This is a genomic window from Paenibacillus sp. 3LSP, assembly GCF_032465655.1.
GTDB lineage: Bacteria > Bacillota > Bacilli > Paenibacillales > Paenibacillaceae > Fontibacillus > Fontibacillus barengoltzii.
On record NZ_JAWDJI010000238.1, the window covers coordinates 1 to 23,513 of the forward strand.

General features: G+C 48.7%; 30 protein-coding genes. All 30 read right to left on the reverse strand.

Annotated features, from left to right (window positions below; translation table 11 throughout):
• Positions 1 to 125: 125 nt before the first annotated feature.
• The 30 genes from RW092_RS20510 to RW092_RS20655 all read right to left on the reverse strand — a co-directional run bounded on the left by RW092_RS20510 (position 126) and on the right by RW092_RS20655 (position 23,413).
• Positions 126 to 431 carry a hypothetical protein gene (locus RW092_RS20510; RefSeq protein WP_316011129.1) on the reverse strand — a complete coding sequence of 102 codons (306 nt, stop codon included), beginning with the start codon at positions 429 to 431 and terminating at the stop codon, positions 126 to 128.
• Positions 432 to 462: 31 nt separating this feature from the next.
• Positions 463 to 1,746 carry a tail fiber protein gene (locus RW092_RS23940; RefSeq protein WP_316011130.1) on the reverse strand — a complete coding sequence of 428 codons (1,284 nt, stop codon included), beginning with the start codon at positions 1,744 to 1,746 and terminating at the stop codon, positions 463 to 465.
• Positions 1,747 to 2,304: a phage tail protein I gene (locus tag RW092_RS20520; RefSeq protein ID WP_316011131.1), complete on the reverse strand. Its 558-nt coding sequence runs from the start codon at positions 2,302 to 2,304 to the stop codon at positions 1,747 to 1,749.
• Positions 2,297 to 3,424, reverse strand: a complete 1,128-nt coding sequence (locus tag RW092_RS20525; protein WP_316011132.1) for a baseplate assembly protein — start codon at positions 3,422 to 3,424, stop codon at positions 2,297 to 2,299. Before RW092_RS20525 ends, RW092_RS20520 begins: the two co-directional genes overlap by 8 nt.
• Complete coding sequence (locus tag RW092_RS20530; RefSeq protein WP_316011133.1) at positions 3,424 to 3,744, reverse strand: GPW/gp25 family protein; 321 nt, start codon at positions 3,742 to 3,744, stop codon at positions 3,424 to 3,426. Before RW092_RS20530 ends, RW092_RS20525 begins: the two co-directional genes overlap by 1 nt.
• Positions 3,741 to 4,145: a phage tail protein gene (locus RW092_RS20535; protein ID WP_316011134.1), complete on the reverse strand. Its 405-nt coding sequence runs from the start codon at positions 4,143 to 4,145 to the stop codon at positions 3,741 to 3,743. The genes RW092_RS20530 and RW092_RS20535 overlap by 4 nt, the downstream gene beginning before the upstream one ends.
• Position 4,146: 1 nt before the next feature.
• Positions 4,147 to 4,563 carry a hypothetical protein gene (locus RW092_RS20540; protein ID WP_316011135.1) on the reverse strand — a complete coding sequence of 139 codons (417 nt, stop codon included), beginning with the start codon at positions 4,561 to 4,563 and terminating at the stop codon, positions 4,147 to 4,149.
• On the reverse strand, positions 4,560 to 5,609 hold the full coding sequence (locus RW092_RS20545) for a phage late control D family protein (RefSeq protein ID WP_316011136.1): 1,050 nt from the start codon (positions 5,607 to 5,609) through the stop codon (positions 4,560 to 4,562). Before RW092_RS20545 ends, RW092_RS20540 begins: the two co-directional genes overlap by 4 nt.
• Positions 5,606 to 5,815: a tail protein X gene (locus RW092_RS20550; protein ID WP_316011137.1), complete on the reverse strand. Its 210-nt coding sequence runs from the start codon at positions 5,813 to 5,815 to the stop codon at positions 5,606 to 5,608. Before RW092_RS20550 ends, RW092_RS20545 begins: the two co-directional genes overlap by 4 nt.
• Complete coding sequence (locus tag RW092_RS20555) at positions 5,812 to 8,718, reverse strand: phage tail tape measure protein (RefSeq protein WP_316011138.1); 2,907 nt, start codon at positions 8,716 to 8,718, stop codon at positions 5,812 to 5,814. The genes RW092_RS20550 and RW092_RS20555 overlap by 4 nt, the downstream gene beginning before the upstream one ends.
• Before the next feature lie 2 nt (positions 8,719 to 8,720).
• Positions 8,721 to 8,861: a hypothetical protein gene (locus RW092_RS20560; protein WP_316011139.1), complete on the reverse strand. Its 141-nt coding sequence runs from the start codon at positions 8,859 to 8,861 to the stop codon at positions 8,721 to 8,723.
• A gap of 23 nt (positions 8,862 to 8,884) precedes the next feature.
• Complete coding sequence (locus RW092_RS20565) at positions 8,885 to 9,235, reverse strand: phage tail assembly protein (RefSeq protein WP_316011140.1); 351 nt, start codon at positions 9,233 to 9,235, stop codon at positions 8,885 to 8,887.
• Between the two features lie 17 nt (positions 9,236 to 9,252).
• Positions 9,253 to 9,780, reverse strand: coding sequence for a phage major tail tube protein (locus tag RW092_RS20570; RefSeq protein WP_316011141.1), 528 nt, complete (start codon positions 9,778 to 9,780; stop codon positions 9,253 to 9,255).
• 12 nt (positions 9,781 to 9,792) lie between these two features.
• Positions 9,793 to 11,232 (reverse strand): phage tail sheath family protein, encoded by a 1,440-nt coding sequence (locus RW092_RS20575; RefSeq protein WP_316011142.1) that lies wholly within the window; start codon positions 11,230 to 11,232, stop codon positions 9,793 to 9,795.
• Between the two features lie 3 nt (positions 11,233 to 11,235).
• On the reverse strand, positions 11,236 to 11,601 hold the full coding sequence (locus RW092_RS20580; protein ID WP_316011143.1) for a hypothetical protein: 366 nt from the start codon (positions 11,599 to 11,601) through the stop codon (positions 11,236 to 11,238).
• Positions 11,591 to 12,112, reverse strand: coding sequence for a hypothetical protein (locus RW092_RS20585; RefSeq protein WP_316011144.1), 522 nt, complete (start codon positions 12,110 to 12,112; stop codon positions 11,591 to 11,593). The genes RW092_RS20580 and RW092_RS20585 overlap by 11 nt, the downstream gene beginning before the upstream one ends.
• Positions 12,109 to 12,675: a phage tail protein gene (locus tag RW092_RS20590; protein WP_316011145.1), complete on the reverse strand. Its 567-nt coding sequence runs from the start codon at positions 12,673 to 12,675 to the stop codon at positions 12,109 to 12,111. The genes RW092_RS20585 and RW092_RS20590 overlap by 4 nt, the downstream gene beginning before the upstream one ends.
• A complete protein-coding gene (locus RW092_RS20595) occupies positions 12,672 to 13,019 on the reverse strand; it encodes a hypothetical protein (protein ID WP_316011146.1) in 348 nt (115 codons plus the stop codon). The genes RW092_RS20590 and RW092_RS20595 overlap by 4 nt, the downstream gene beginning before the upstream one ends.
• Positions 13,012 to 13,365: a hypothetical protein gene (locus RW092_RS20600; protein WP_316011147.1), complete on the reverse strand. Its 354-nt coding sequence runs from the start codon at positions 13,363 to 13,365 to the stop codon at positions 13,012 to 13,014. Before RW092_RS20600 ends, RW092_RS20595 begins: the two co-directional genes overlap by 8 nt.
• Positions 13,362 to 15,386, reverse strand: coding sequence for a prohead protease/major capsid protein fusion protein (locus RW092_RS20605; RefSeq protein WP_316011148.1), 2,025 nt, complete (start codon positions 15,384 to 15,386; stop codon positions 13,362 to 13,364). The genes RW092_RS20600 and RW092_RS20605 overlap by 4 nt, the downstream gene beginning before the upstream one ends.
• Positions 15,349 to 16,593 (reverse strand): phage portal protein, encoded by a 1,245-nt coding sequence (locus RW092_RS20610; RefSeq protein ID WP_410055560.1) that lies wholly within the window; start codon positions 16,591 to 16,593, stop codon positions 15,349 to 15,351. The genes RW092_RS20605 and RW092_RS20610 overlap by 38 nt, the downstream gene beginning before the upstream one ends.
• 33 nt (positions 16,594 to 16,626) lie before the next feature.
• On the reverse strand, positions 16,627 to 16,830 hold the full coding sequence (locus RW092_RS20615; protein WP_316011149.1) for a hypothetical protein: 204 nt from the start codon (positions 16,828 to 16,830) through the stop codon (positions 16,627 to 16,629).
• A gap of 5 nt (positions 16,831 to 16,835) precedes the next feature.
• Positions 16,836 to 17,069, reverse strand: a complete 234-nt coding sequence (locus tag RW092_RS20620; RefSeq protein WP_316011150.1) for a hypothetical protein — start codon at positions 17,067 to 17,069, stop codon at positions 16,836 to 16,838.
• Positions 17,060 to 18,880 (reverse strand): phage terminase large subunit family protein, encoded by a 1,821-nt coding sequence (locus RW092_RS20625; RefSeq protein ID WP_316011151.1) that lies wholly within the window; start codon positions 18,878 to 18,880, stop codon positions 17,060 to 17,062. The genes RW092_RS20620 and RW092_RS20625 overlap by 10 nt, the downstream gene beginning before the upstream one ends.
• Entirely contained in the window at positions 18,864 to 19,391 is a 528-nt protein-coding gene (locus RW092_RS20630; RefSeq protein WP_316011152.1) for a hypothetical protein, read from the reverse strand. Before RW092_RS20630 ends, RW092_RS20625 begins: the two co-directional genes overlap by 17 nt.
• Positions 19,392 to 19,704: 313 nt before the next feature.
• Positions 19,705 to 20,250, reverse strand: coding sequence for a site-specific integrase (locus RW092_RS20635; RefSeq protein ID WP_316011153.1), 546 nt, complete (start codon positions 20,248 to 20,250; stop codon positions 19,705 to 19,707).
• Positions 20,251 to 20,464: 214 nt separating this feature from the next.
• Entirely contained in the window at positions 20,465 to 20,983 is a 519-nt protein-coding gene (locus RW092_RS20640) for a sigma-70 family RNA polymerase sigma factor (protein ID WP_316011154.1), read from the reverse strand.
• A 10-nt stretch (positions 20,984 to 20,993) separates the two neighbouring features.
• Entirely contained in the window at positions 20,994 to 22,325 is a 1,332-nt protein-coding gene (dnaB, locus tag RW092_RS20645) for a replicative DNA helicase (protein ID WP_316011155.1), read from the reverse strand.
• On the reverse strand, positions 22,318 to 22,665 hold the full coding sequence (locus RW092_RS20650) for a hypothetical protein (protein WP_316011156.1): 348 nt from the start codon (positions 22,663 to 22,665) through the stop codon (positions 22,318 to 22,320). Before RW092_RS20650 ends, dnaB begins: the two co-directional genes overlap by 8 nt.
• Entirely contained in the window at positions 22,655 to 23,413 is a 759-nt protein-coding gene (locus RW092_RS20655; protein ID WP_316011157.1) for a DnaD domain-containing protein, read from the reverse strand. Before RW092_RS20655 ends, RW092_RS20650 begins: the two co-directional genes overlap by 11 nt.
• Positions 23,414 to 23,513 lie beyond the last annotated feature (100 nt).

A 23,513-nucleotide genomic window follows, 5' to 3' on the forward strand; every position in this document is an offset into this window, starting at 1 on the left:
CCCCAGTACAATGCCACTTAGCGCAGCAGCAACTGATATGATTGCTGTAATCACTGTAAGATCCATACGTCTACCCTCTCCTTAATATCTCCCCGGATCGGCTCCGAGGGCATAAGAAAAACGCCCTACGGCGCTTCTGTGGTTTGTTCGGTTCCTTCTTCCGGTTGTTCGGTGACTTCTTCGTAGTTTTCGGCGAGATATTCGTAATCACAAACTCCCACGGTGCCGGTGTTGTTCTTGTAAACAAATTGCCCCGGGAGCGCGGTGATCGTTTTTGATCCGTCTTTAAAGGTCACCGATTGCAAATTACCTGTCGGCGTAAAAATAACGGTCACCCCCATGCCTGTAAGCTGAATAATTGCCTGGATTGACGCAAAATCTACGAGTTCGATTGCTTGTACATAATCTTTACTCTTAAACATCCTGATCATTGTCAACACCCTTCTAATTTGATTATGCAATTCATACACCGAATACTATATATTTTGTAATTGCTCCGCCTGATTGGTAACTGCCATTTCGAGTAAACTTAATGGTAAAAGACAGTTCACTTAGACCAAAGTTAACAGTTTCAATATTCATCGAAGCATACTGCCCATAATTAGGCTCCATCAATTCTCCTCGAATACTATCACCAACGGTTAGTGTTCCACTAATGTTGTATGCGACCAAATTTCCATATACGTTCGCATCAATCGGCCCAGGAACAGAATATAGATTTACATATCCAAACAAAATTAGCAATTTAGGAGAAAACGGCAGGTTTGCTATAGACCCTACTGGTGAATTTGAGTTAATTGCCGGCGAAAAATTTCCGCTTGCAACTTTTATACCCGTCGAAATCTGCCCAATCTTCTGCGCCAAGACCGCAAAAGTATCGCTGCCTAATGCCGGTACGCCTTTGTCAGTGATAGCGGCAGCGACCGTATTTTTCCCATCACTGACATTTGTAAAAAGTTCGTTAATCGCGGCAACCGTGTTGCCTTTGGCCGTCGTAAGTAGGCTTGAGAGTGAACCAACGGCAGCATTTACTTTTGCCTGTGCTCCAGCTGGCGTCTCAGCTGCATCTGCTTTGGTCTGCGCCGCTGCGGCCGCTAGGTTCGCGGCATTTGCCGTCGTTTGCGCCGCCACAGCTGCATCATATGCCAACTTGACAGCCTTAGGCGTAGCTGCACGATCCTCTGCGGTACTGTTGGTGGCATTGGATAGCTGGACAATCCCCTTTTGCGTCGTGGTGGCATCGTTGATCTGTATTCCAGCAATAGCATCCGCCAAATCCTGCTGGGTGGCGTATACTAGCGACTCGTCGATGTTGGCCGTGATGTTTGCCGCGGATCCAACAAAGACGTTCATATTCAGCGCCTTCTCAATCACCCCATCTCCTTGCGGGGTAATATAGTCGGCTGTTGCTCCAGAGTTGGCGTACATATAAAGGATCTCGCCGTCGTCCGGATCGTCAGCGAATATACCAACCTCCCGTAAGTAAAACCCGGTCGTAACGTCTTGGTTTGTCAATGTCGCCCCGATGAGCGCCCGTGTAGCCCCGGCCGGACGTTTGAGCCTGGTAATGTCGAGGTCCTTAACGGGGGCAATCAGTGCGGTCATACTCTCAAGAGATTGCCCGCTCAGCGTGCCGCTCCCTACCGCCATCCTTGTATAAACTAGTTGAGCGCCAGCCTGCGCTTTTGCCTGCAACTGACGCCCCTTATTTGTTAATGCATAGCTCCAAGAGCTCACTAAAATCACCTACCCTATTGTGATAAACTCGCCGATGTGCAACAGGCCGCCAAAGTACATATCACGCGCCTCGATGGTTTCTTCCAAAATTACAGCTTCAAGCCACGCTGAGAGTCGCTTTACGGAGTCGATAGCCTGTACAAACTCTTGAGCCCTCTCATTTGTAGCCGACGGGTCGCTTGTGCGTACCCGGAAATAACCCGGCTCGCCGCCATACTCAAACCACTCTTCAACCTGTCCCGTCCCGAAAAGGATGGATATTAGCTCCTCGACGGCTGCGGGTGTGCCTTTCCGTCGATGGAACCGAATTGCGTTTTTGACAAGTTCCCGTTTTTGATCGATCGGCAGCGTCACATCATAAAAATCAACGTGCAGCTGCCAGGCAAGAGCGTCGGCCTCCTCATCGTCCAGGTTGTCCAGCCGGGAGAAAAAAGGCAACTGATAAATTTTGTCGGTTGCCGCCCTCAACTGTTCGTCCAACGCTTCTGCAAAGGCGATCACTTTAGGATCGTATCTGATACTCGTCGGCAGCAGATCAAGCAAGCTCACGCTTTTTATATCAGTCATCTTCAAGCCCTCCATACGCCGTATTGACCGTGCCCTCTTGGGCCACTTGATAGGCCGCCAACTCGGTATAGACCGGCTCCGTTACGTCCGCCCGCAGCGCACCGGCGGCTATCACCCGCTTGATCAACTGCGAAGGGTTAATGTGTCGGCCAAGCTTCGACTTTTGCCAAAGTACATAATCCGCCACGGCAGCCGTCACCGCCTCCTGGATGGTCGCCGCCTTAGTCGCATCTTCATCTGAGATGTAGTAGGTCAGATTGATGTTATACAGTACAGTTTCGGGAGCTTGTACAGTTACTTTGTCCGTAATCGGCCGGACCGTTCGATCATTCAACGTTGCTGCTACTGTATCCAACACGTCCTGCCCTGGGATGGCTCCGTTTTCGAGCAAGGGCACAACGAGCACCTCGCGGACCGCCGGGGACGTGACATATACGTCCGCGATCGCTGAGCTCGCCGTTTTGGCCCAATACTCATATGCTCCACCCGGTCCAGCCGTGGAAAAACTTTCGGGGGACATGCGAATGCGTTCCCGCAGGGCGTCATCGTCCTCCTCGTCGTTTCCGCCGGAGCTCTCTGTCACATTGACAGCGCTTTGCACATAAGGAAGGGGATCCATGATCGCATTGATTTGTCCGGGGATATAACCATTACCTGCCTCCCCCGCTTCGTTTGCCACAGCAGCAACATCTACTGTGGTGTTCCCGGCAGTAATTACGGCGACTTTCTCGGTCGAAAAATATACCGCACCTCCGCTGTCCTGAACTGCTACCCGAGTGCCGGACGGGATGATCGTATCCGTTGTAAGCGGTATGGAGAGGGTAAATCGGAGCGTAGTTGTGGCAGCATCCGCATCCAGCCGATAGACATTAAAAAGAGCACCCAGATGATCGAGCGCTCCACCGCTTGCATATTTCAGCAAATCCGATTTCTTAACCCTGTCGATCAGTACCCGCTGCTGGATGATGATATCAATGAGTGCCAAAAACAAGATTCGCTCCGGATCCGCACGATTCATCGTCCGGCCAATTTTTCTCTCCACCGTAGTCAGTGCTGCGTCCCGGATCGCCGCCACCTCTTGCTCAGTGAATTGGATATCCGGCAAATCAACGTACTTCATCAGCCTGCCACCTCCTCCTTTAGCACAAATTTAATTGTCGGTATGACCTTCTCCCCGTCCGTCTGCAAAGAGATATCCGTCACGATGGCCCGTGGCTCAAACTGCTCGATCGCTGACAGGATATTAACCTGCAGCAGCGCGGCGGCCGCCGTCGTAGATTTGTCCATGGCAGTTAGATCGATGCCAAATGCCCGGTCTATAGGGCAACTCCCCAGCATGGTCGTACAGATAAGCTGGATATTTTGTTTCACCGACGCTACCCCGGTCAGGCCAAATTGAATCTGCAGAGCGTCGGCCGTCACACTGTAAGTCGTCGTCATACGTATTCCTCCAATGTGATGGTGTATTCCGCACTGAGGAGGTTCCCACGATGATCAAGCGTATTCCAGTTTTGAACAAGGTTCGTGATCTTTACCTTGTTCACGCCCATACCTTTACCGCCGATCACCAGCGATAATACCTTGCCCTCACGGCTGTAGGCGACCAGTTTGTCTACCTCAGCCCGAGGATTCAAACCTAGCCGCGCATCCACCCGGACCGTCATCTCAAAGGTATCCAGCCCGGGCCCGAGGAACTGCGAGCGTGGTTTTTTGTGGATGATGTCATTATTAGCCCAGCGGTCCGTTGTCGTCCGAGAAAACCCCGAAAATGTGCGTACCTTGCTGCTGGTGACGATAAAAACGATATCCCCCAGCGTCCCAATGCCGTCTGGTAATGCCATATCAACCACCTCCGATATTGACCGCCGTCACCTTGCCCGTAACGATCAAATCGCCTTCAATTTTAACGCTGCTGGCCGCCTTTACAACGAGCCGCTGCTCATCCTGGTCATAATAGACACAGCTGCCGTCCGGGAAATATACCCCTTGCTGATGAGCTGCCCCCGGGAGAGTGTCCGGAATAACCCCAAGACATACGCCATTACTTGGGCCGTTGCCGAACATCAAGCAGACAACCATATCACCTGGCTGCGGCATGCCGTTACCTGCACCACGTCCCCCGGCGAATAGGACGGGAATCGATCGGGAAACCGCATCCTGACGATCGGGAAAGGTTACCGTGATGGTTCCTGATGCGAAATCAGAAGTCGAGCAGATGCCAGTCTTCACCATCTCCGCCGCAATGTTCGCCATATTCACCACCCCAACACCTTTCTGATCTGAATTTCGGTTGTATAGGCTGCGCCCGCGCTGATTTGATGTGTTGCATTTTCGATGATATATTTCCCGTCAAAATAACCAAACCCCCTTATATTGAGCGTCTGGCCAGCGGCGATCCTAGTGTCTCCTTCAAGCGTCAGGCGGGCCTTCCCCGCCTTTTTATTTTGCTCGCGGAGTCTGTTTTTGGCCACCCGGTTAGCTTCGGCGACGGAATCGACTTGCTCATTCACCCGCAACACAGGCAGCCCTTTCGCTTTCGGCAGTTTATACGATCCTTTAATCGTCTTTGCCAGTGATTTTTTGGTTTTCGGGGCTGTATAAACCACTTCACAAGATCCATAGGCAGCTGTTTCGCTGTTTGATTCAAAATTGTATGAGAGGATATGATCAACCCCAAATTCTAAATCAAAAGCAGGCTTTGCCGCCTCGTACTTTTCCTCGTCAAACATCACCAACGAGGCCCCGCTGACTTTTAAGGTGATGCCCTCTTTCAGGGCCAATTGGATGAGAAACTCAAAATCACTCTGCTCCGTTTGATCAAGCCTTTCATACGTCGGGTTTGACGTCGACTCATAGACCAGTTTCAACTTCGCACGCTTCGCGATTTCCGCCGCGACGGTTTTTAACTTAATGTTTTCCCAGGATTTCGACCGTTTTTCCTGTTTGGACGAATTCCCCTCAACCGGTAACGCGCTTGCTTCCAGCGTAACCACATCTGGAGGCCCATTATATGTAAACGACTTGAGGTAAAACATACCGCAGGGCAGTTTCTTCTTTTCACCTTGCTTCTCCCAATGCCAAGTTACAATTTCGGCCTTAATCTCATCACCAGTGACCGGAACCCAACTCTTGATCCAGTTGCGTTCCCGATCATCCAATTGGATTGTAATATCATCAGCTTGACCGCTGTACCCATCGTTGTATTTGAAGGATACCAAATATGGAGCCAGGTCCTTATCTACTTGTTTGCCGTTGAAAAACAACGAAACTAGTGCATAACGGCCGTTTTCAACTAACTTACTCATGCTTCAACCCTCCAAGGCGGCAGTAGATCAGAAGCAGACTCTATCGCCGTGTCAGGGATGTTGAGGACCACGCCGGCCGGGAATATGACGGTTTCCAAATGATCGGGATTTGCCTGCATAAGCTCCGTCATAAATGATTCGGTCCCCGCCACCTTGAAGGCTATGCCGTCCCATGTATCGCCCTGAATCGTCCGATATGTCGTCATGCCAGGTTCCTCCTTTGTTGCTGCCGCTGCCAAGCCTCCATATTCTGCTCCCATTCGCGCTGGGAATCTCTCATAACAGTCCGGACCATCTGCTCGTTCGCGCTTCCTTGAATGATGATCTGAGGCTTATAAACAGGTGCGAAAGTCCCACCGGGGTTATACCCTAACGCCTCTCCTGCAGCTGCGTAGAGGGCGTGCGAGCGTCGGGAGTTGTTGACCGGGATGATAAACTCGTCATCTCCTCCCTCGCCCACCCAGGCGAGCTCCGGCGAAGTGATTCGAGCGCCATCAGCATACCCGTTAAAGCCAGGATCGCGGAGTTGTATTTGCTTCAGCTTTTTACCAGCAGGAGTGGAAAAGTCCGGAATTGCTCCGGTCTGCTGCCAGACAAGTTCGAGGTTTACCTTTTTGGCATCGGGGATCATATCCATCTCCCGGTTGAGTTCTGTCAAATCTTGTAAAGCCGCATCAAATCGCCGCTTTTCGACCTCAGAAAGCTCCTTATATTTGGTTGCCTGATTTTCTATTGTGCTGCCTAGATCGAGCTCAATGAGTTTTTTCTGATTGTCATACAGTGCTTGGAAGCTATCTTCAGCATTTTTTATTTCTTCTTGAGTCTTTCTCCAACTCTCCGAGGAGGAATGCATTTCCTTCCATGCTTCTTGAGCATGATCGTAAATTAGTGCTGTTTTCCCAATAAAGTCCAGGCCTGTGTCATCATATATCTTTTTGGCCAACTCATCGAGTTGAGCGTTCATTTCCTCAAAAGATAGACTGTTATTATTTACTATAGCCTGCTGTTGATTCCAGTACTCTGAAAACTGGACATAGCTATCCTTCGCTTTCAAGTATGAATCATTAGTTTCAGCAAGTTTTTTGTTTAATCGTTCATACTCTTTTTCCAAATCAGGAAGATTTTTCTCACCTTCAATAACCGACATTTCCAGTTCCCGGCGAGCCATCTCTGACCGCGATTCGTTCAACTGTTCGGCCAGATCCAACTGATCACGGAAACTTGCACTTTTGGCATCCTCGGCCCGGAGAATATCCGGATTAAGATCTATTAATTCTTTCTCAACATTGGCTAGCTTACGACGAGCTTCGGTTAGTTCCTCGGCTGGCGTGTTGCTGTTCTTGATTTTTTCCGTAAGCCTGTCATATTCCTTAATCAAATCTTTGGTGCGTTGTGTTTGCTCATCAATCGCCGAGTAGTCATCATACGCTTTATCAAGGGCATCACCCATGTTGATGAGCTCTTGTCGTGCTGCTTCCTGGTGTTTTTTATAGGCAATGACCCCCAGGGAGAGAGCACCAATGGCTCCAAACGCCAGACCAATCGGGTTGGTCAGCAACCCGACAGCTCCACCAAATTTACCAACGTTCCCCGCAGTGCCAAGTAGTGATTTCCCAACCTTGGCAAAGTCCTTGCCCATCGATACGGTGTTTTTGGCTAACATTCCCGCAGGCACCGCCAAAGCCAACGTTTTGATCAAATCCTTGTTGTCTTTAGCCCATGCGGTCATGTCCTGGAGAACAGGCATGAGGTCCTCACCAATTGGAATAATGACCTCGTTCATCAGTTCGCGTCCGAGTTCCTGCAGGTTTTTCGTGACGCTGCTGTATTTTATCTCCTCGATCTGCTGCATGGTGTTGGCGGTTTTGTCGAACTGGTTGTCTACCGTGGCTAGAGAATTGACAACCTTTTGCCCCAAATCCTCATATTGCGTCCCCATGATGGCAATGCCTAGGGTTTGTCGCTCGATCGGGTCCTCAATCGCGGCGAGCTTGGCCAAAACGAGCTGAAACGCATCAGCGCCTTTGATCGAACCATTGGACAGCTCGACCAGCATCTTATTGGAATCTCCTAAGATTCCCTGGAGAGCGGTCATAGCCGTTGCGCCTTTATTGCCGCCTTTCCGCAAGTCAGCCACTAATTGTTTCGCCGTTTCTTTCGATGTCTTAGCAACCAGTTCCAGATATTCTGCAGTTTTCGTTGAGCCTGTCATTAATGCTGATACATACTTTTCAAAGTCCTCTGGTGCGAAAAGTTGGGCCAGCGCTTCTCGGTTTGCGGTATCCCCGGCATCCTTCAAGCGGTTATCAAATTCCTTAACCAGGTCACCGACCTTATCCAGGTTCCAAGCCCCAGCCTCCAAACCGGCGGAGAAAAAGTCAAACATCTCATTCGCTGTAAAGCCAAGAACCGAGAATTGAGGGGAAAACTCATTGATCGTATCCAGCAACTCGCCGGACTTATCCAGCCCTTTCTGCGACCCTTGAGCGATCAAGTTATAGGCTTGTTCGGAAGTCAGCCCAAATTGCCGCATAAGCATGTCTGCGGATCGAACCGACTCACTGACTTCATAGCCGAAGGTATCTCGGAGAATAAGAGCGTTCTTCGTCGTTTGCTCCAAGGCATCTCCGGATTCTCCGGTGATCCTGCGAACACTGACAAGGGCATTCCCGATGTCGCTGAATCCTTCGCCAAAGTTCCCTTCGTAGATCTCTTGGATAATATCCTTGAATTCGGCCATTTCCTCGGCCGTCGCTCCCGTAGCCGCGCCCATTTGATGAATAGAATCGTCGAGGGAACCGACCTCACTAACCATGTTGGAGAACATGTCTCCTACCGTCGTGATGATCTTGTGTGCCCCTGTAAATTGGAGCGTCTTGTCAAAAATTTCACCGAATTCTTTGGCTCGTTCCCGCAGACCAGTAAATGCCCCTTCTGCCTCTCCAGCCTCTCTGGTGAGTTTATCAAAAGTCTTGGCTTTCCGAAGTTGACCTAGATCATCCTTTAAATCAACGACTTCCCGGGACAACGTGTCGAACGCCTTGGATATTCGGGGGTCGATTTCCCCATTCAGTTCAAACGACATTTCATATTGCTTCTTCCCTGCCATGGTCAACCCCCTTCCTGCGCTTTCTTCTCTTCCTCGTATAGCTCCCCCCGGGCCAAAAACCACTCATGCATAACCCAAATCGGGCGGCTCATCCAATGATTCGGATCGCCGCCCATCCGGGAGAGGATGATGGATTTTTTCATAAGCTGCCGGAGTGGATTTTGAGCTAGACCAAACTGGACAAAAAATCCCGGGCAGCACCTGTCACTTTCAAAAAGTCTTTACCAGAGAGCTTCTTCATGAGGTTTGGATGAACACCCGCAGCCTTGGCGGCAATCACCGCCAGATACCCGGGATGCTCGGTCTTAAACTGGACAAAGACATTCTTTTGCCCCCGGATAAAGTCCATGAAATCCGACTCCACATCAAGGATGTCCTGGCCGCTGAGCGTCTCAAAATCCAGCTTAAGCTCCTTGTATTCAACATCCTCCCACTTGATCGGTCGGGATAACATAATGACCTTTCCGACGGTTTGTACTTCTTGCAAATCCTCTGTCTTCACGGTATGTTCACTCATTACTTGTTTCTCCTCTCTTAGGCCAGTCCAAGGGCTTTGCGAACATCTTGTTGGTCATCTTCACCATTCACGCGACTGATATGATTAAATTTATCCAGTTCGAAAACGGCCTCGCCGTCGATAAAGATTTTGATGTAGATGACCTCGATCGTGTTGGTAGTATCTGTGGTGGCGTTTTGCGCTAGGGTTCCAAGATCGATCCCTTTACCGACGCCGCGAACGACAATCTTGATCGCTCGGGTTACAAAGGCGCTTTTTGTGTTATCGAACTCGTTAAAAGCCCCCCGGATCTCAAGCGCTTTTTTCTGCGAACTGACCAACCGGAAGGCATCTCGATCAATCGTCCGCCAAGTGATGCCAAGCTCCATGGAGCTATAATGTCCCGGAGAAGGAAGATCAACCTCCCCCAAAATACCAGCTCCAGAAACGGTATCTGTCATTGGTGTCAAGGACGGCAGCGTAATGTCGCCGGTGGCAAAATCTTGATTACTGCCCTCCATAAAAAGTGCCATGCCTACAAGTTTGGTAGGAATTTTATTTGCCAATTTAACCCCTCCTTATGCCGCCGTTAAGGCGGATAAATAAGATGCGTCGTAAGCGACGATGAATTCAATTTCCTGGGCGACGGATGGCGGAGTGATGAATACCCGGTAAACCATTTTCCCGTTGCCGATTTGATCTGTGGAGTTATCCGTAGTTCTGAACTCGATCCGACCACCGAGTAAATACCCTGCACCAACCAAACCATTCAGCCAGATATTGGCATCGTCTGTAATCGATTCGATCAGCCGCTGATTGAGTGGGTTGTCGAGTTTTTGCCAATGCCGAAGGATGAGGTTGTTTTTGATATATGAAAACATCCGCCGCACGGGGATAAAGGAACGCTGCGCATCGGTATGCTCCGGATATGCTCCCGTACGATTCCCCCAGACCCGGAACCCATCCTGCCAGCGGAGTGCGGTCACAATGCCGTTTGCATTAAGCAGATTCGCTTGGTCAAACGGGATATTGACCGCAGTACCATCCGCATAGACCATTCCATCCGCAGTGATCGCCTGATTCGAAGGCGTCTGCACAGGGACGCCGGCGTTGGATAAGTCCGTCGCAACCATTGCGGCTGTCACTAGCGTTGATGCGTGATAGGTTCGGCCTTTGTAAGTCAATAGCGGGTACGTATTGGTCTGCAAGTGACTTGTATAACCGTTCTGTTCCTTCCAATTCACAGCTTTTGTGTACTTCTGAGTAGCATCCAGATCGGTCACGGCATGCGCTTCGAACAAACCGTTGATGTCTGCTGCCTTCGCGGCCATCACAGCGGCCACAGTAGGATGATCCGACCAACCCGGGGCCACAATCAGATTTGGCACAAACGAGGTTTCTGCGAATACGTCCTCAATCAATTCCAGACCGGTTCTGACCCCCGTTTCAGCATCCGTTCCGCCAATGATTCGTGCGGCATTTACCGCCGATGGCTTAAGGACTTGATACCCCACCTGCAGCGTGGTTGTGCCCGCAGGGATATCGCCGCCGTTTACGATCGCTATGACGAGGTTTCCGGCGTCATCAAAGGTTGTCGTGTAGTCTTTCCCTTGTTCATACGTCGTGCCCCCGTCTGCGACCGTGACCGACGTTTTCAGGACGCCCTCTTTTTGAATCGTATGGATTCCGCCGACAAAGGTAACCGCAGCCGGCGCGACGTTCTCGACATCGGTAACATCGAGCACATTGACAAAGGCAATCGGCCCCTGCTCATTCTCGACAAAATGGGCATAAGCCGCTTCGCAAAGAGTAAAGGACTTCCAATCGTCGGAATATCCCAGTTTCGCCTTAAATTCGTCGATATTGTTGGCCATAATCACCTTATTGACCGCGCTCGCCGGATCAGGAACTTGATTGATCGGCGCCGTGCCAATATAAAAAGGCAGCGTATTGGTTTGAACCACTGCTGCCTTTGAGATAAACGCTTCTGAGGCTTTTACTCCGTGAAATTCTACCATACCTTAAACTCCTTTCAAGGACCGAATGGCGGTGTATAGCGCCGTCCCCGGCATATGGATTTGTTTTCGTGCCTCAATCAGATTTTCCACCGGGACAAAAAGCTGCTTGATCAGCGGATACTCATCATAAAGTGCTTTCATATACGCCGGATGCCCGCCGACAAACACCTGGTTTGTACGCAACCCAATACCGTTTTTACGGACAGTTGGGCCGATATAAATTAACTGCACCCGCTCAACCGTTGCCGCACTCTCCACCGCCGCCGACTGAATTTCTACTGCCGGGGTAACTTCCTTTATTTCTTCGACGCTCAACTGCTCAAGTCTCTCCCGCGACTCTTCGGCGGTGGTTGTTTTTTTAGAAGCCATGCTTCCATACCTCCTGTTCGTAACTAGGCACTTCCCACGTGGTAGACATATAGCCTAACCAATACGGTTCGGCCTGCTCATCGTAAAATCCCATCGAAAGCGGCAGAGATAGCCTGAAAGGCCAACCTTCCCACGTTTCCCGTAGAAAAGAGGCCCTGACGTGCTCCATCAGATGTAACACATCCATGTAGCCGTCAGCGCCTCTTCCTTCGCCCCCAAATGTCAGAGCGATTGTAGCTGTTCTGTATCCGTCTTCGTTGTCCTCCGAGTCGGAATAAACAATGAGGATAAACGGCCAGCGCTCGTCCCGCTCGTCCGGCAGGTGCGGATCCGCCGTAGTTGGTGGGAGATCTGTCATTACAGGTAAATTCGTATCATAATCCGGTGTAGCCCGCGCAGGCAAATCAACCTTGTAGATATTCGGCCGGAGTCGATGGGGGCCCAAAAACATATCTTTGGTGATCTCCCGTAGGTACTCCTGTAGCTTATCCATCATCATGCTGGGCGTCATGCTTTCAGCCTCCCTAGCGTGCGATTAAGCTCATGTGGCAGGCGTTTTTGCATCTCATCAGCATAAACACTCTGCACATGTTCACGCACCTCATCGTTCACGGCCATCGACGGAACCGCAGGGCCTCGGAGTTCCCTAATGGGTAACCGCTTCTTACCTTCCCTCTTAAAGACACCCAAATGGCTTCCAACAGTAGCGATAAATGCGCCTGGGATAGGCTTCTTCGCTCCCCCCCGAAATACAGCTGCCTTAATAACCTTGGGTGCCTTCTTGAGTTGTTTTTTCGGCGTGACGCCAAACCGAATCAACGGGATGGTATAGCCCCTGGATGTCAAGGTTGCCGACAATGCTTTGCCCTTTGCCTTCCGGATACTGACGGTTTTAACCACTTCTGCCTGCTTGACAATGTACTTTTCACGTACCTTACGCCCCATCTCCGTCTTCGCCCGCTGCGTCGATCGGTTAATACTGGACAAGACCGCCTGCCGTACGGCCTTGTCCATTTGCTTGAGCGACTGGTTAACCTGCTTCAGATTATCCTTAATCTCCAGAAAATCGCTCATGGTCGCCCCCGATTAGCACTCATCGATATTCGTAAAATACCAGATTCAAGTGCCAGGGCATCAACAATGTATTTTGCATGGTCCAAGTGAAACGCCTGGTCTACTCGAGGGGTATAAGCCAACACTTCAGGCTTGATGTACACAACTACACGAATAGAGGATACGCCGTCTGCATGCTCAAATGGGCGTCCGTCCAAATTAAAACTCTCGACGATCATCGGAAGTTCTCGATGCTGCGGGTTTCCATTCCTATCATAAGTTGTGACAACATGAGTCTCAGCAAACTCCGATTCATTTAAAAAAACGCCCACGTCATTTATGAGCATTTCTTTAAAACTACTCATCTGCCAGTTCCTTTAACCGTTTTTCCAAAACCTTGATGGCGCTGGCTCTTGGACTATTGCTCGCTTTTTCCGACTCAAGAAGTACCGAAACGTGATCAATATCCTCAACGTTCTTAAGGTACTCTTCCAGTTCAGCTACAGACCGTGATGGCGAAAGTGAGGAATTGTTATCTTCAGACAATCCCTCCAGATTGTCCTTGGAATAGAGCGGTTCGGCTTCATTTTGATCTTCAAAGCCTCCCCTTTCCTCCAAAGCTTGAAGGAAATCCAAAGGAAGTTTTCCTTTAACCTCCTCACCGGCGTCGAATAAACGGCCGGCATAATTAAGCGGTCTTTTTAGTTTCATGGCGTCTCCTCCTCGCCCGGATTTTTAAACAACCCGCGACTATCCAGCACCGTAACCCCGTAATCAAAATAAATCCGGAAATCAATGCCGAGACGATCGAAAGGAATATCCGTTTCCAGTGTCGGTTCCTCTTGCCCCCGCAGGTAGGTAACTTCGATCGTATCTGCGATGTTCGGGTTAGCCGCAAGATACCATGCCGTCTCCGAGTATTGATCCAGCTCTGCATCTACAACAATGTCTAGGGAATTACGGAAAGTATTGGTTACCCCGGAATGCTTGCCTGCAGGATCAGCATCACTGTGGATAAACTGATTCGCATCCGTTTCAAGCGCTGCCGGAACGAGCAAAAATTGAGGAGCAATGTTCAGTGTAGCCTCTCCGCGTAATCCCTTTTGGGTCCGCATCTTTCTACGCCCTTCGCTCATGCTCAGCGTATTGATTGGCCCCGCCGTCCCCAAATTGTTATGTGCCGCACCAAATAGCGGTTCGGAATCATAAATGGTTGGATTGGTCGCCAACATTTTATAAACCAATCGATTGATACCGCGTTTGGCCGCAATAACATAAGCAGCGGGCACTTTGGAAAGCATATCCAAGTCATCGTTAATGAATGCCTCGCGAGTGAATCCCCAGCGTTTGCTGTAGGTTAGTACCGCTTTTGTAACCTTCTCATCCTTCATGGGTGTATCATAAGGAATCAAGCTATTTTGAGGTGTAAGCTCAAGCTCACCTGCTTCAGAAATCCGATAATGCTCAGCTGCTTTGAAATCAGAGTTAGAACCTTTACCTGTCCAATACTGAAAAGTTGTCGGAGCCTCCTGATAGGCTTGAGAGAGAGTCTTATGTGCTGCATTCGAAATAATCCCCTGAAACGTACTGTCGGGAGACAGAGCCCGTCTCAAAAGATCTTCATCGCGTAAGAGATGCGCACCACTTACGCCAGCACGCTGTAAACACTCGACGGCCAAATCCCGAAGCCGAAGATTCCGAAGTTCAAATGCACCGTCCGCGGCCTTTGGAATATTTCTTCCAGCTCGAAGAAGCAACGCATCTGACGCAGCAGAACGAAATTTATCAATCTCCTCGGAAACCACTCGCACGCCCGAAGGATGTGGCTTTTTATCTTCGATTTGTTTTTTCAAGATGGCATCTTTTACTTGCTCCACGGTGCTTCCATCTGCGATATACACCGATGCATCCAGCCCAAAATTTCGGCAAAGCGTAGTGATTTCTGTAACGCGTGTCCGTTCTGCGGCAGCCGCTCTTTGCTCAATCTCCCCCGTATCAATTGCAGGAGGAACGGCAGCACGCTCTCCATCGCTTTTATTTCCTCCCGGATTTCCACCAGTATCCGGAGCATGCATCAGGCCCTGAGCGGCTAGGGCAATCATTTTCAAACCATTCATTCCTTTTTCCTCGCTTTCAAATTCCCAATCGCTTGGGATTATGGTATTGTGACTTCTTCCAACTCCAACCGAAGGATCGGCAGGGGTCGGTTCGATGCTGATTTCAAACGGCTGCCATTTCAACGCAACATATGCTGGACCAGTAAACCGTCCGTTCGCAGATGACTTGCCTGCCTTAACCTCTTCCCAAGAGCTAACAGAGTAGCCAACAGATACCCCTTTGATAATACCTTTCTTCACCTTTTGGAATACCTTATCGCTATCTTCGTCGTCATCAAATTGGACGATCGCCCTGCCCTTACGTTCCTTCTCATCAATCCATACCTTTTGAATGACACCAATCGGCATACGACCATAATTGGTATCCCGTCCATGAGCGAATAATAAAACCCCGACTTCGTTTAACCTTGTCAGGTCAACCGCTCCGGGGTCATGACTTAAAATTTCTGAGCCAAAATAACGCTCATAAGGTGCTTCAGATGAAAAGGAAAGTTCTACTGTCCTTTCCTCCTCATTGATGGTGTTTCGATTGAAAGTGAACGTGCGAGAAAGCAGTTCGTCAGATGGTGCACTATTCCTATGCAGCATCATCGGAGGATTCCTCAGTTGACTCATTCTTGTTATCACCTCTGTTATTCATTAGTTCATCAATCAGCTTCTGCTCGGCAGCTCGCTGCGTAACGACATCTCTCCAGTCCTCCCCCCTCTCTGCACAGATGCGAGCTAATGTATCCTGATTGGATTCCAGCGCCGCCTTATTGGCATTTACTTCTTTCGCCGGATCAATCCAGGACGATCCAGGGGGAATCCATACATGAGCCGTATAGAGGGTTTTATCTTGTGCATACCCTGGAAGATCCAGTTTTCCTTTCAAATACATCGAGTCCAAAAACTCCAGATAAATTACGGAGAGCACCTTTTCGATGATCATTTTCTGCAGTTTTTTGTAAAGCTTGCGGTCTTCCAGTAGTCCCTGACGAGCGGAGGAATAATTGACTTGAGACAAATCCCGTGAAACCGCCTCGTAAGAAAGACCAATTCCGGATGCAATCAGGCGGATTAGTGTTGTTATAAACTCCTTCGTGTTGGAAGCCTGTCCGGCCGGGACTACGGCTTGGGCCTCGTCACCTGGATTCAGTTCTCCAATCATGCCCGGAGCCAAGGTCATGCCGTTATAGTCCACCTGTTGGCTCCCCGCCGGGCTAAGCCCCCGACCAACTCCGCCAGTAGGTGTCGCCTTTTTAATAAACACCGCAAGACACGCCAGAACACGCTCCTTGATGGATACCGCCTCAATAAATTGATTGGCGTCCCGGATTCGCGGCAACGCAGTGGCCAACTGAGAGACCTCGCGTATTTGCTGCGGGCTGTTTTTCTTGAACAGAAAAATGACGTTTTCCGCCGGAATGCGCACGGTCTCGGACGGGTGAAGGAAATTACCAACGTATTTTTTGAAATGATAGGCAATCGGACGATTGAACTCGTCAATTTCAACGCCTTCTACGATGCGATTTTTTTCTCCGGGAACAGCTATACTACTCAGATCATCGACGGACCGGATTTGGATTTTGAATGGAAAGTTACTGTCTTTGACATAGACCTTGATAATAAAGATCCCGCCATCCACGTAATAACGCCGGACAATCATCTCCTCGATCTCTTCAAGGGATTGCGTTCCGGTGACATCGATGTTCTCAGGCTTACAGAACTCCTTCCACAGTCGCTCAATTTCCTTATTGAGTTCACCATTCCCGTTACGAGGCAGTTCGTGTGGAATTTTAGCCTGCAGCATGATTCCAGTTCCGACGACGTTTCTTTCCAATGCGGAAAGAATTGCACCGGCAATATCACTGTTTCACTCCAAGTCTTGAGCCCGAGCACGGATTAAGCTGCGCTGCGCTTGATTCATATTTTCATTCGGCGTCATGGATGGATTCCAATTGGAATTTAACCGCCCACGGTCGCCGGCATCAAAAATACTCATCCCCGAACGCCATGCCATCCGCTTATAGGCCCACCTTGGGCTAACCATGGAAATCGATCGTTCAAGCCAGTTCATATATCTCACCTCCCCTCAAAAATGGCGTAACGAAATATCGTACCACCACGTTCAATGTAATCAATCTCACGCTCCAAGCGATCCCTCTCTTGGTATAGTAGCCCCAGATCAGGTTTACGCAAGGAACGGCTCCCGATTCGGTACTCTTGGGCTCCGTTCTGGATAGCAGCAATGGCTGTTTTCACCTGCAGCAGTTCCAGTCTGAGCGTTTCTAAACGTTCTTCAGTGGTCATATCCATTTCTCACCTCCTGCCCAACTGTTCACTTTCGGCTTAGATTGTACATTTTCACCCACCGCGACAGGCGGATCGATTTCCTCAAAACGTCTATACCGAATTCCGAGGCAGTCCGCTGCGAAGGCAGCGTATACTTCACAGTCCAGATAGTGGTTATCAGCATGAGAAGTTTTGGGGCGCCAAACCTCAATTTCCCTGCGACCGCTCTTCTCAATGACCTTTTCTTCAGCTGTAACCTGCTCGGCATATTCCAAATCACAGTTCTCATACACATACCATCCACCTGTTTCGTCAGGCTTTCTGGCAAGCCGATTGAAAATGAAATCCTTATAAAAGTTACCGTCTACATGGTAAAGGGATATTCCATACATCCCCTTTTCCTCTCGGTCGATCTTGGAGAGCTTGAATTTATTATCCAGTCTGGTATTCGAGCCTTTTACAGACACGGCCCACTCGCTATTCCGGGCGCAAAAGTCGTATGTTTCATCGGCATTGTAACCAGAATCGATCGCGCAAAGGTTAACGAAGTATTCAGTCCCATCCCTTGAACAATAGGAGATGTTCATAACATCTTCGATCTGGGTCCAGGTCTCCACCACCCCATGTCTGATGTTATAACTGGTCATGTTCTCTCCCCAAGCCCGGATTGTGTAATAAAACCGATCCTTCTGGACGTCTACACCGCCCGTCAAGAGAATCGTTCGGTCCGGTACGATCCCCTCCTCATAACCACTGGACTTCTCAAGAACCTTGTCGCTGTTTAGTTTGACCTGAGTATTCTCCCACGGCTCAGCCAGCCAACTGTTAATGAAATTCATTAGTTCTTCGGGTGTACGTTTGGAGATCAAAAACTCATATACCATATCTCCGAAACGTACCCAAGGGCTGTATATTGCGTTCAAATGATATCCGGTTTTTGTACCCGGCTTCGTTGAACCAGACTCAGTACGCCATTCCCCGCCGCGAAGCATAAGCGGTTTGTGGGTATCCCTAATGGGAGAGGAGCAGAATTCGCATTCATAATAGGCTGTCGCTCGCGCTTCTTCGCGTGATAGTTCACTGTTGAACTTAATCTGTTTGAATTTCAAAGTTTGAAACTGACCACAGTGAGGACAAGGCACGTAATACTGCATTTTTACATCAGCAGCCTCCCACGCTTGCCAAATGGGACCGTTTTTCAATGTAGGTGTAGAGGTCTGAATGATTTTCTTGTTGTACGTAAAGGTTTTGGTCCGTTCGCGAGCCAATGCCCGCGGATCAGCCTCTTTTCCGGCGCTTTTTGGATATTTGTCCACCTCATCCATAAACAAATACCTTATCGGCCGGGAAGAGAGTGAGGCCGGGCTGTTCGCGCCGGAGATAACCACATACATACCGTCAAATTGCAACTCTAAGACTTTGCTGTCCTCGTCTTTGTAGCGTTCGCTTAGGGCCGGGCTTAGTTTAACCATGGGCTGAAGCCGGTTTTTTGAAGTGTATTCGGCCAAATCAAGCATGGGGTACACCACCAACGCCGGGCTCGGATCCTGAGCGATTACATAGCCTAGCATATTGTTGAGGCTCTCAGTGCCCCCGACCTGCGTTGGCTTCACGAAAATGATCTCTTCGATGCGAGGATCTGTGAAGGCATCCATAATTCCCCGCAAATATGGTGTTCGGTCAGTCGACCAAGGGCCGGGTTCCGCCGACGTTTTGCTGTCCAGGACCCGAAAACGATCTGCCCATTCGGATACCGTGAGTTTTTCGGGAGGACGGAGCACCTGTAATGCTTCATAAAGCCACTCCGACCATTCTGGATTAATCCTTTTTGGCATCGTACACACCCCGAACCGACAGTTGCAGCAGCACCGCGTTGGTTGCGTCGGAAATGCCTTGTTCAATTACCCTGACTTGATCGGGTTCCAGATACGGAGCGATTTCCATGGCAATTTTCCGGCTATAGCCTCCCATAGATCGCTTGAGGGATGTAAAAAAACGTTGGAGTTCACTCACAACGTCCTCACGCTTAATATATTCCCCTTTGGCAATAGCGTTTTTTAAAGTAGCCGCATCCGCCTGCTGCTCTTTCAACTTGGCCTCATAAAACAGCTTCTGTTGGGATAGAGTCATTTCCTCTTCAGACTCCGGCGTCTTCTTTACACCACGGTTTTCCATAACCCACTTGATGACATCTTTAAGCGAATACCATCCTCTAGCCTTTTTGGGCATCCCAGTTCGCTCCCATTGTGCAATCGTATTCCGATGAACAGAGAGTATCTCACAAAGCTCAGAAGTCCCTATACACAAGGCTCCATCGATCATTTTAGCTTTTATTTTCTCACTCAAAATACCCCCTCCTTTTTGCACAATGCCTAATGTGCAAATTTTATAAAACTCGGTGAAATTTCGGGGTCGTTCGTACCCGCATAGGGGCCACCCCCTGAGAAGGACCCGCGCTCGTAAAAACCCGTAGAGCCGCGCCGTTAAAGGGTTTTTAGGGTATCAAACTCGAAGAAACACTGCAAAATCGCCTCTTCTGTCTTCTGAGTTATGCATATCTTATTAAAGTGCATAACTTGTCAGCATCGCCTCATCCTTACTCCCACAAGGCTTTCCACTATTTCGGGGATTTGAGTTCCACACTCATCAAATGAAGAGATTACAATCCAAATCGGTTCATCGCAGCATCCATCATGTCTTGGTCCATGCCGATGTATCGCATAGTGATAGACTTGTCCGAGTGATTGAGCATGTTCTGAACCAGCGTGATATCTTTGGTCTTCTGGTACATGTGGTATCCGAATGTCTTCCGCAGTGTATGCGTTCCGATGTCAACGAGTCCGAATTCGTTCGCAGCCTTCTTCATGATCTTATAAGCCATGTCCCTCTTGATCGGCTTATTTTTACCGCCTTGCCGAGATGGGAATAGTACATCGTCCGGTTTCATGTCGGCGGTGTACCGCTTGATTTCACGTTTGAGTACCGGTGTGATCTTCATGATTTTGCGTTTTCCCGTTTTCATTTCAGTCATCACTAGATACTCCCCCGTCACATCTCTCACTTTAAGTTTCAAAATGTCCTGGATGCGTAATCCAGTATTGATTCCAAATACGAACAGCATATAGTTTCGATGGGACTGCTGCATTAAGTACTCCTTAATCGCCTCAATAGTCTCTTGATCACGAATCGGCTGAACAAAATTCATTTATCACCACCTCATTTCAATTCCCCAAGCGCTTGGGAATTATATACTAACTATTGGATAATGGTTTCCAAATAATGAACATAACAAAGCGCCGCCCCCGAAGGGACGGCAATATGGAGAAAATGGTTATGATACCAGCATGAATATAAACCTATAAATAATAATTAATTTATAGCTTTCATCTATAGGTGGCGTTTGTAAGACAAAAAAGAGCCTATCTAAATAAGAATAGGCTCGTTTGAAGATCCTCTGAAATTTTCCGTTGAGCTCGTTCTACATATTTTTCGACGCTCCCTTTGCTCAATCCTAACATATTGGCAATTTCGCTGAAGGAAAAGCATTCGCCGTGTGCCATCACATAACAATCTCGTTCTCGTTCAGTGAGACGAGATAAAGCGTCTTCAATCTGATACCTTTCCCATTCGCTGAGGTTGCTCGGGCTTCCAGCCCTAGCATTACTGACATAAGCCTGCATTTTAAGAGGATCTACAAGTTTCTCTCTTTGGTAAGCAGCCCGCCGTTCAATCCCCCGCTTATTCCCTGGGCGACGGCCGGTGCTTAGCCATTCAATAGCAAATTCACAATCACTAATCATTCCGGAAATGACCTTTTTGTCGTCGGCATCAGCTCGGAAGTATGCTTTTCGGGCAACGGTAAGGGATCGTTGATAATTGCAAATGGATGCTTCTCCTAAATCGTGAACTTGGTACCGATCAGGTAACGTGTTAAGCATACTATCCCTCCTAACTTACATGCTGCCTTTCATAATTTAAGAATTTATTATAGTCCTTCATGAACACAAGCTCTACCGTGCCGACTGGACCATTCCGCTGCTTGGCAATGATGATCTCGATGATGTTTTTCTTCTCGCTTTCCTGGTTGTAATAGTCGTCCCGGTACAAAAAAGCTACGATATCAGCATCCTGCTCGATGGAGCCAGATTCCCGAAGATCTGACATCATCGGCCGTTTATCCTGTCGCTGTTCAACAGCCCGGCTAAGCTGTGATAGAGCAATCACCGGTACATCTAACTCCCTGGCGAGTTGCTTCAGCTTGCGTGATATTTCGGACACTTCTTGCTGCCGATTGTCCCTTGTCCGATCAGCGGAAATAAGCTGCAAATAGTCAATTACAACCATATCCAACCCTACTTTATCTTTGAGACGCCGGCATTTGTTAATAATCTCTGAAACTGTAATCGATGCTGAATCATCAACAAAAATTTTTGTATCGGACAAGATGCTGACCGCAGATGCCGCCTTATCCCAATCCTCCGACCGCAAAAAACCGGTCCGTATACGATTGGAATCAATCATTTGCTCGGCGCTCATCATTTTAAGCGTCAGTTGCTCGCCGGATACCTCCAGACTGAATAAAGCAACGGTCTTTTTTGCAATGATTGCAGCACTCTGGACAATGTTAAGCGCAAATGTCGTTTTCCCCACTGACGGCCGCGCCGCGACGATGATCAAATCCGAGTTTTGGAACCCTGATGTCATACGATCAAGGTAGATATACCCTGACGGGATTCCCGTGACCTCATTTCCAGAATTGGCAAATCGCTGCTCAAGTAAATCAAAGGCTGATATTCCAAGTTCCTTCATGTCACGAAAATCACGGGATTTCACAGCTTTATCAGACAGAACATTGGCAACAGACTGGACACCAGTCGCTGCCTCATAACCGGTTTCTGCCTCCCATGCTGCTGCAAGCTGTCTTTCCAAACTAACGATCGTTTCCCGCTGCAAATACCGATCCCTGACCGTATCTGCATACTCTTCAATGTTCGCCGCTGTAGGAACAGATCGAGACAACCCGGAAAGATATTTGACTCCTCCGATATCCTCTAACTGGTTCCTCTCCTGCAGCCGTCCAGCGACATTAACCAGGTCAACCGTTTTTCCCGACTCATCCAACTCGACCGCAGCCTCATAAATGATTCGATGCTCAGGAGCGTAAAACTGATCCGGTTTTAGACTATCCGCAACCCTCGTAATTGCCTTCGGATCAATAAGTAAAGCGCCAATCACGGCTTGCTCAGATGTTAGACTGTGAGGCAGAATCCGATTATCCATGTTCTCCACGCACCTTTCTGAGCTGTTCCGATGTCGGGGGTACCACTCCCTGCTTAAGACGTTCATATTCCTCCAGTGTATTGATGCCAATATACCGCATGTGCTCGTGATATCGCTCGGTATCCGTTTTGGCTTCTAGTCGTTTGGCTAACACTCCGGGATGTGGAGCATATTTGTTATCTGGATCACCAACATAGCGAATAAGATTTTGCTTGGCCGTTTCGTAGGATGTATCCCGAAGCACATCATGCCAAGCCTTAAGCTTTTCGCTTGTGCCGGTAAAGGCTGGATAATACTCAACAATCAGATCAAAGAGTTTCCCCATCTCTTCAAGCTTCATCGTTCATCCCCCTTGCCATTTCCGCAAAACTCAGCTTACTTTTCCGGCTCCCGACAGGAACTGAAGATTTAACCATCCTACGTGCATCATATTGCGCGTCGATAGCTTTAGCTTGCTCCAGGGTGCGTACACCGGATTTATAATAATCGTCCATAATTTTGAGAATAAGTTTGAAATTATGACCGGTCGATGCCGTTGCTGCTCGCTCGATTGCCCGAATCACCACAGCTTCCTCTATTCCGTCTTGCTCGATGTAGTCTGCAAGCTGCTGTGCCTGAAATGGATTACAGTCAAATCCGAATACTCGGTTATACGCTGAATAAAAGGACTCATATCCTGTTTCAACCCCTTCACAAGTAGAAGAAGCAGAAGAAGAATTAAAATCTTTAAATAATACTGAACCTTTCACCTCACCTTTTACTCCTCGTTTCACCTCATGTTTTACCTCTTGCTTTACCTCATTATTTGAGGTAAAATAAATGATTTTATATTTTCCGGCTTTTTGCTTTCCTTGCGATCTGTATTCAATTCGCCCTTTTTGAACGAGATAATTACGATGTTTATTCAGGGTGTTTTCTGTTACGCCCACTTTTGCCTGTAATAGGGGATTGGCTACTGTAAACCACTCTGGACAACCACTCTTATTTGCGATCGCCATAAGGTGAAACCACAAAGTTTGTGTGGTTGGCTCCAACGGGTTTATTTCGAGCCAATCTGTGAAGGCGTTCAATTCTGCAATATAATCCAAGCACTTCACCCTCTTTGCTTTTGTCCATCTATATCAAAGCTTCTTTCCCTTGAATCCAGCCCCTCATCTTCCGAAAGAAATTTAAAGTTTATACACTTCA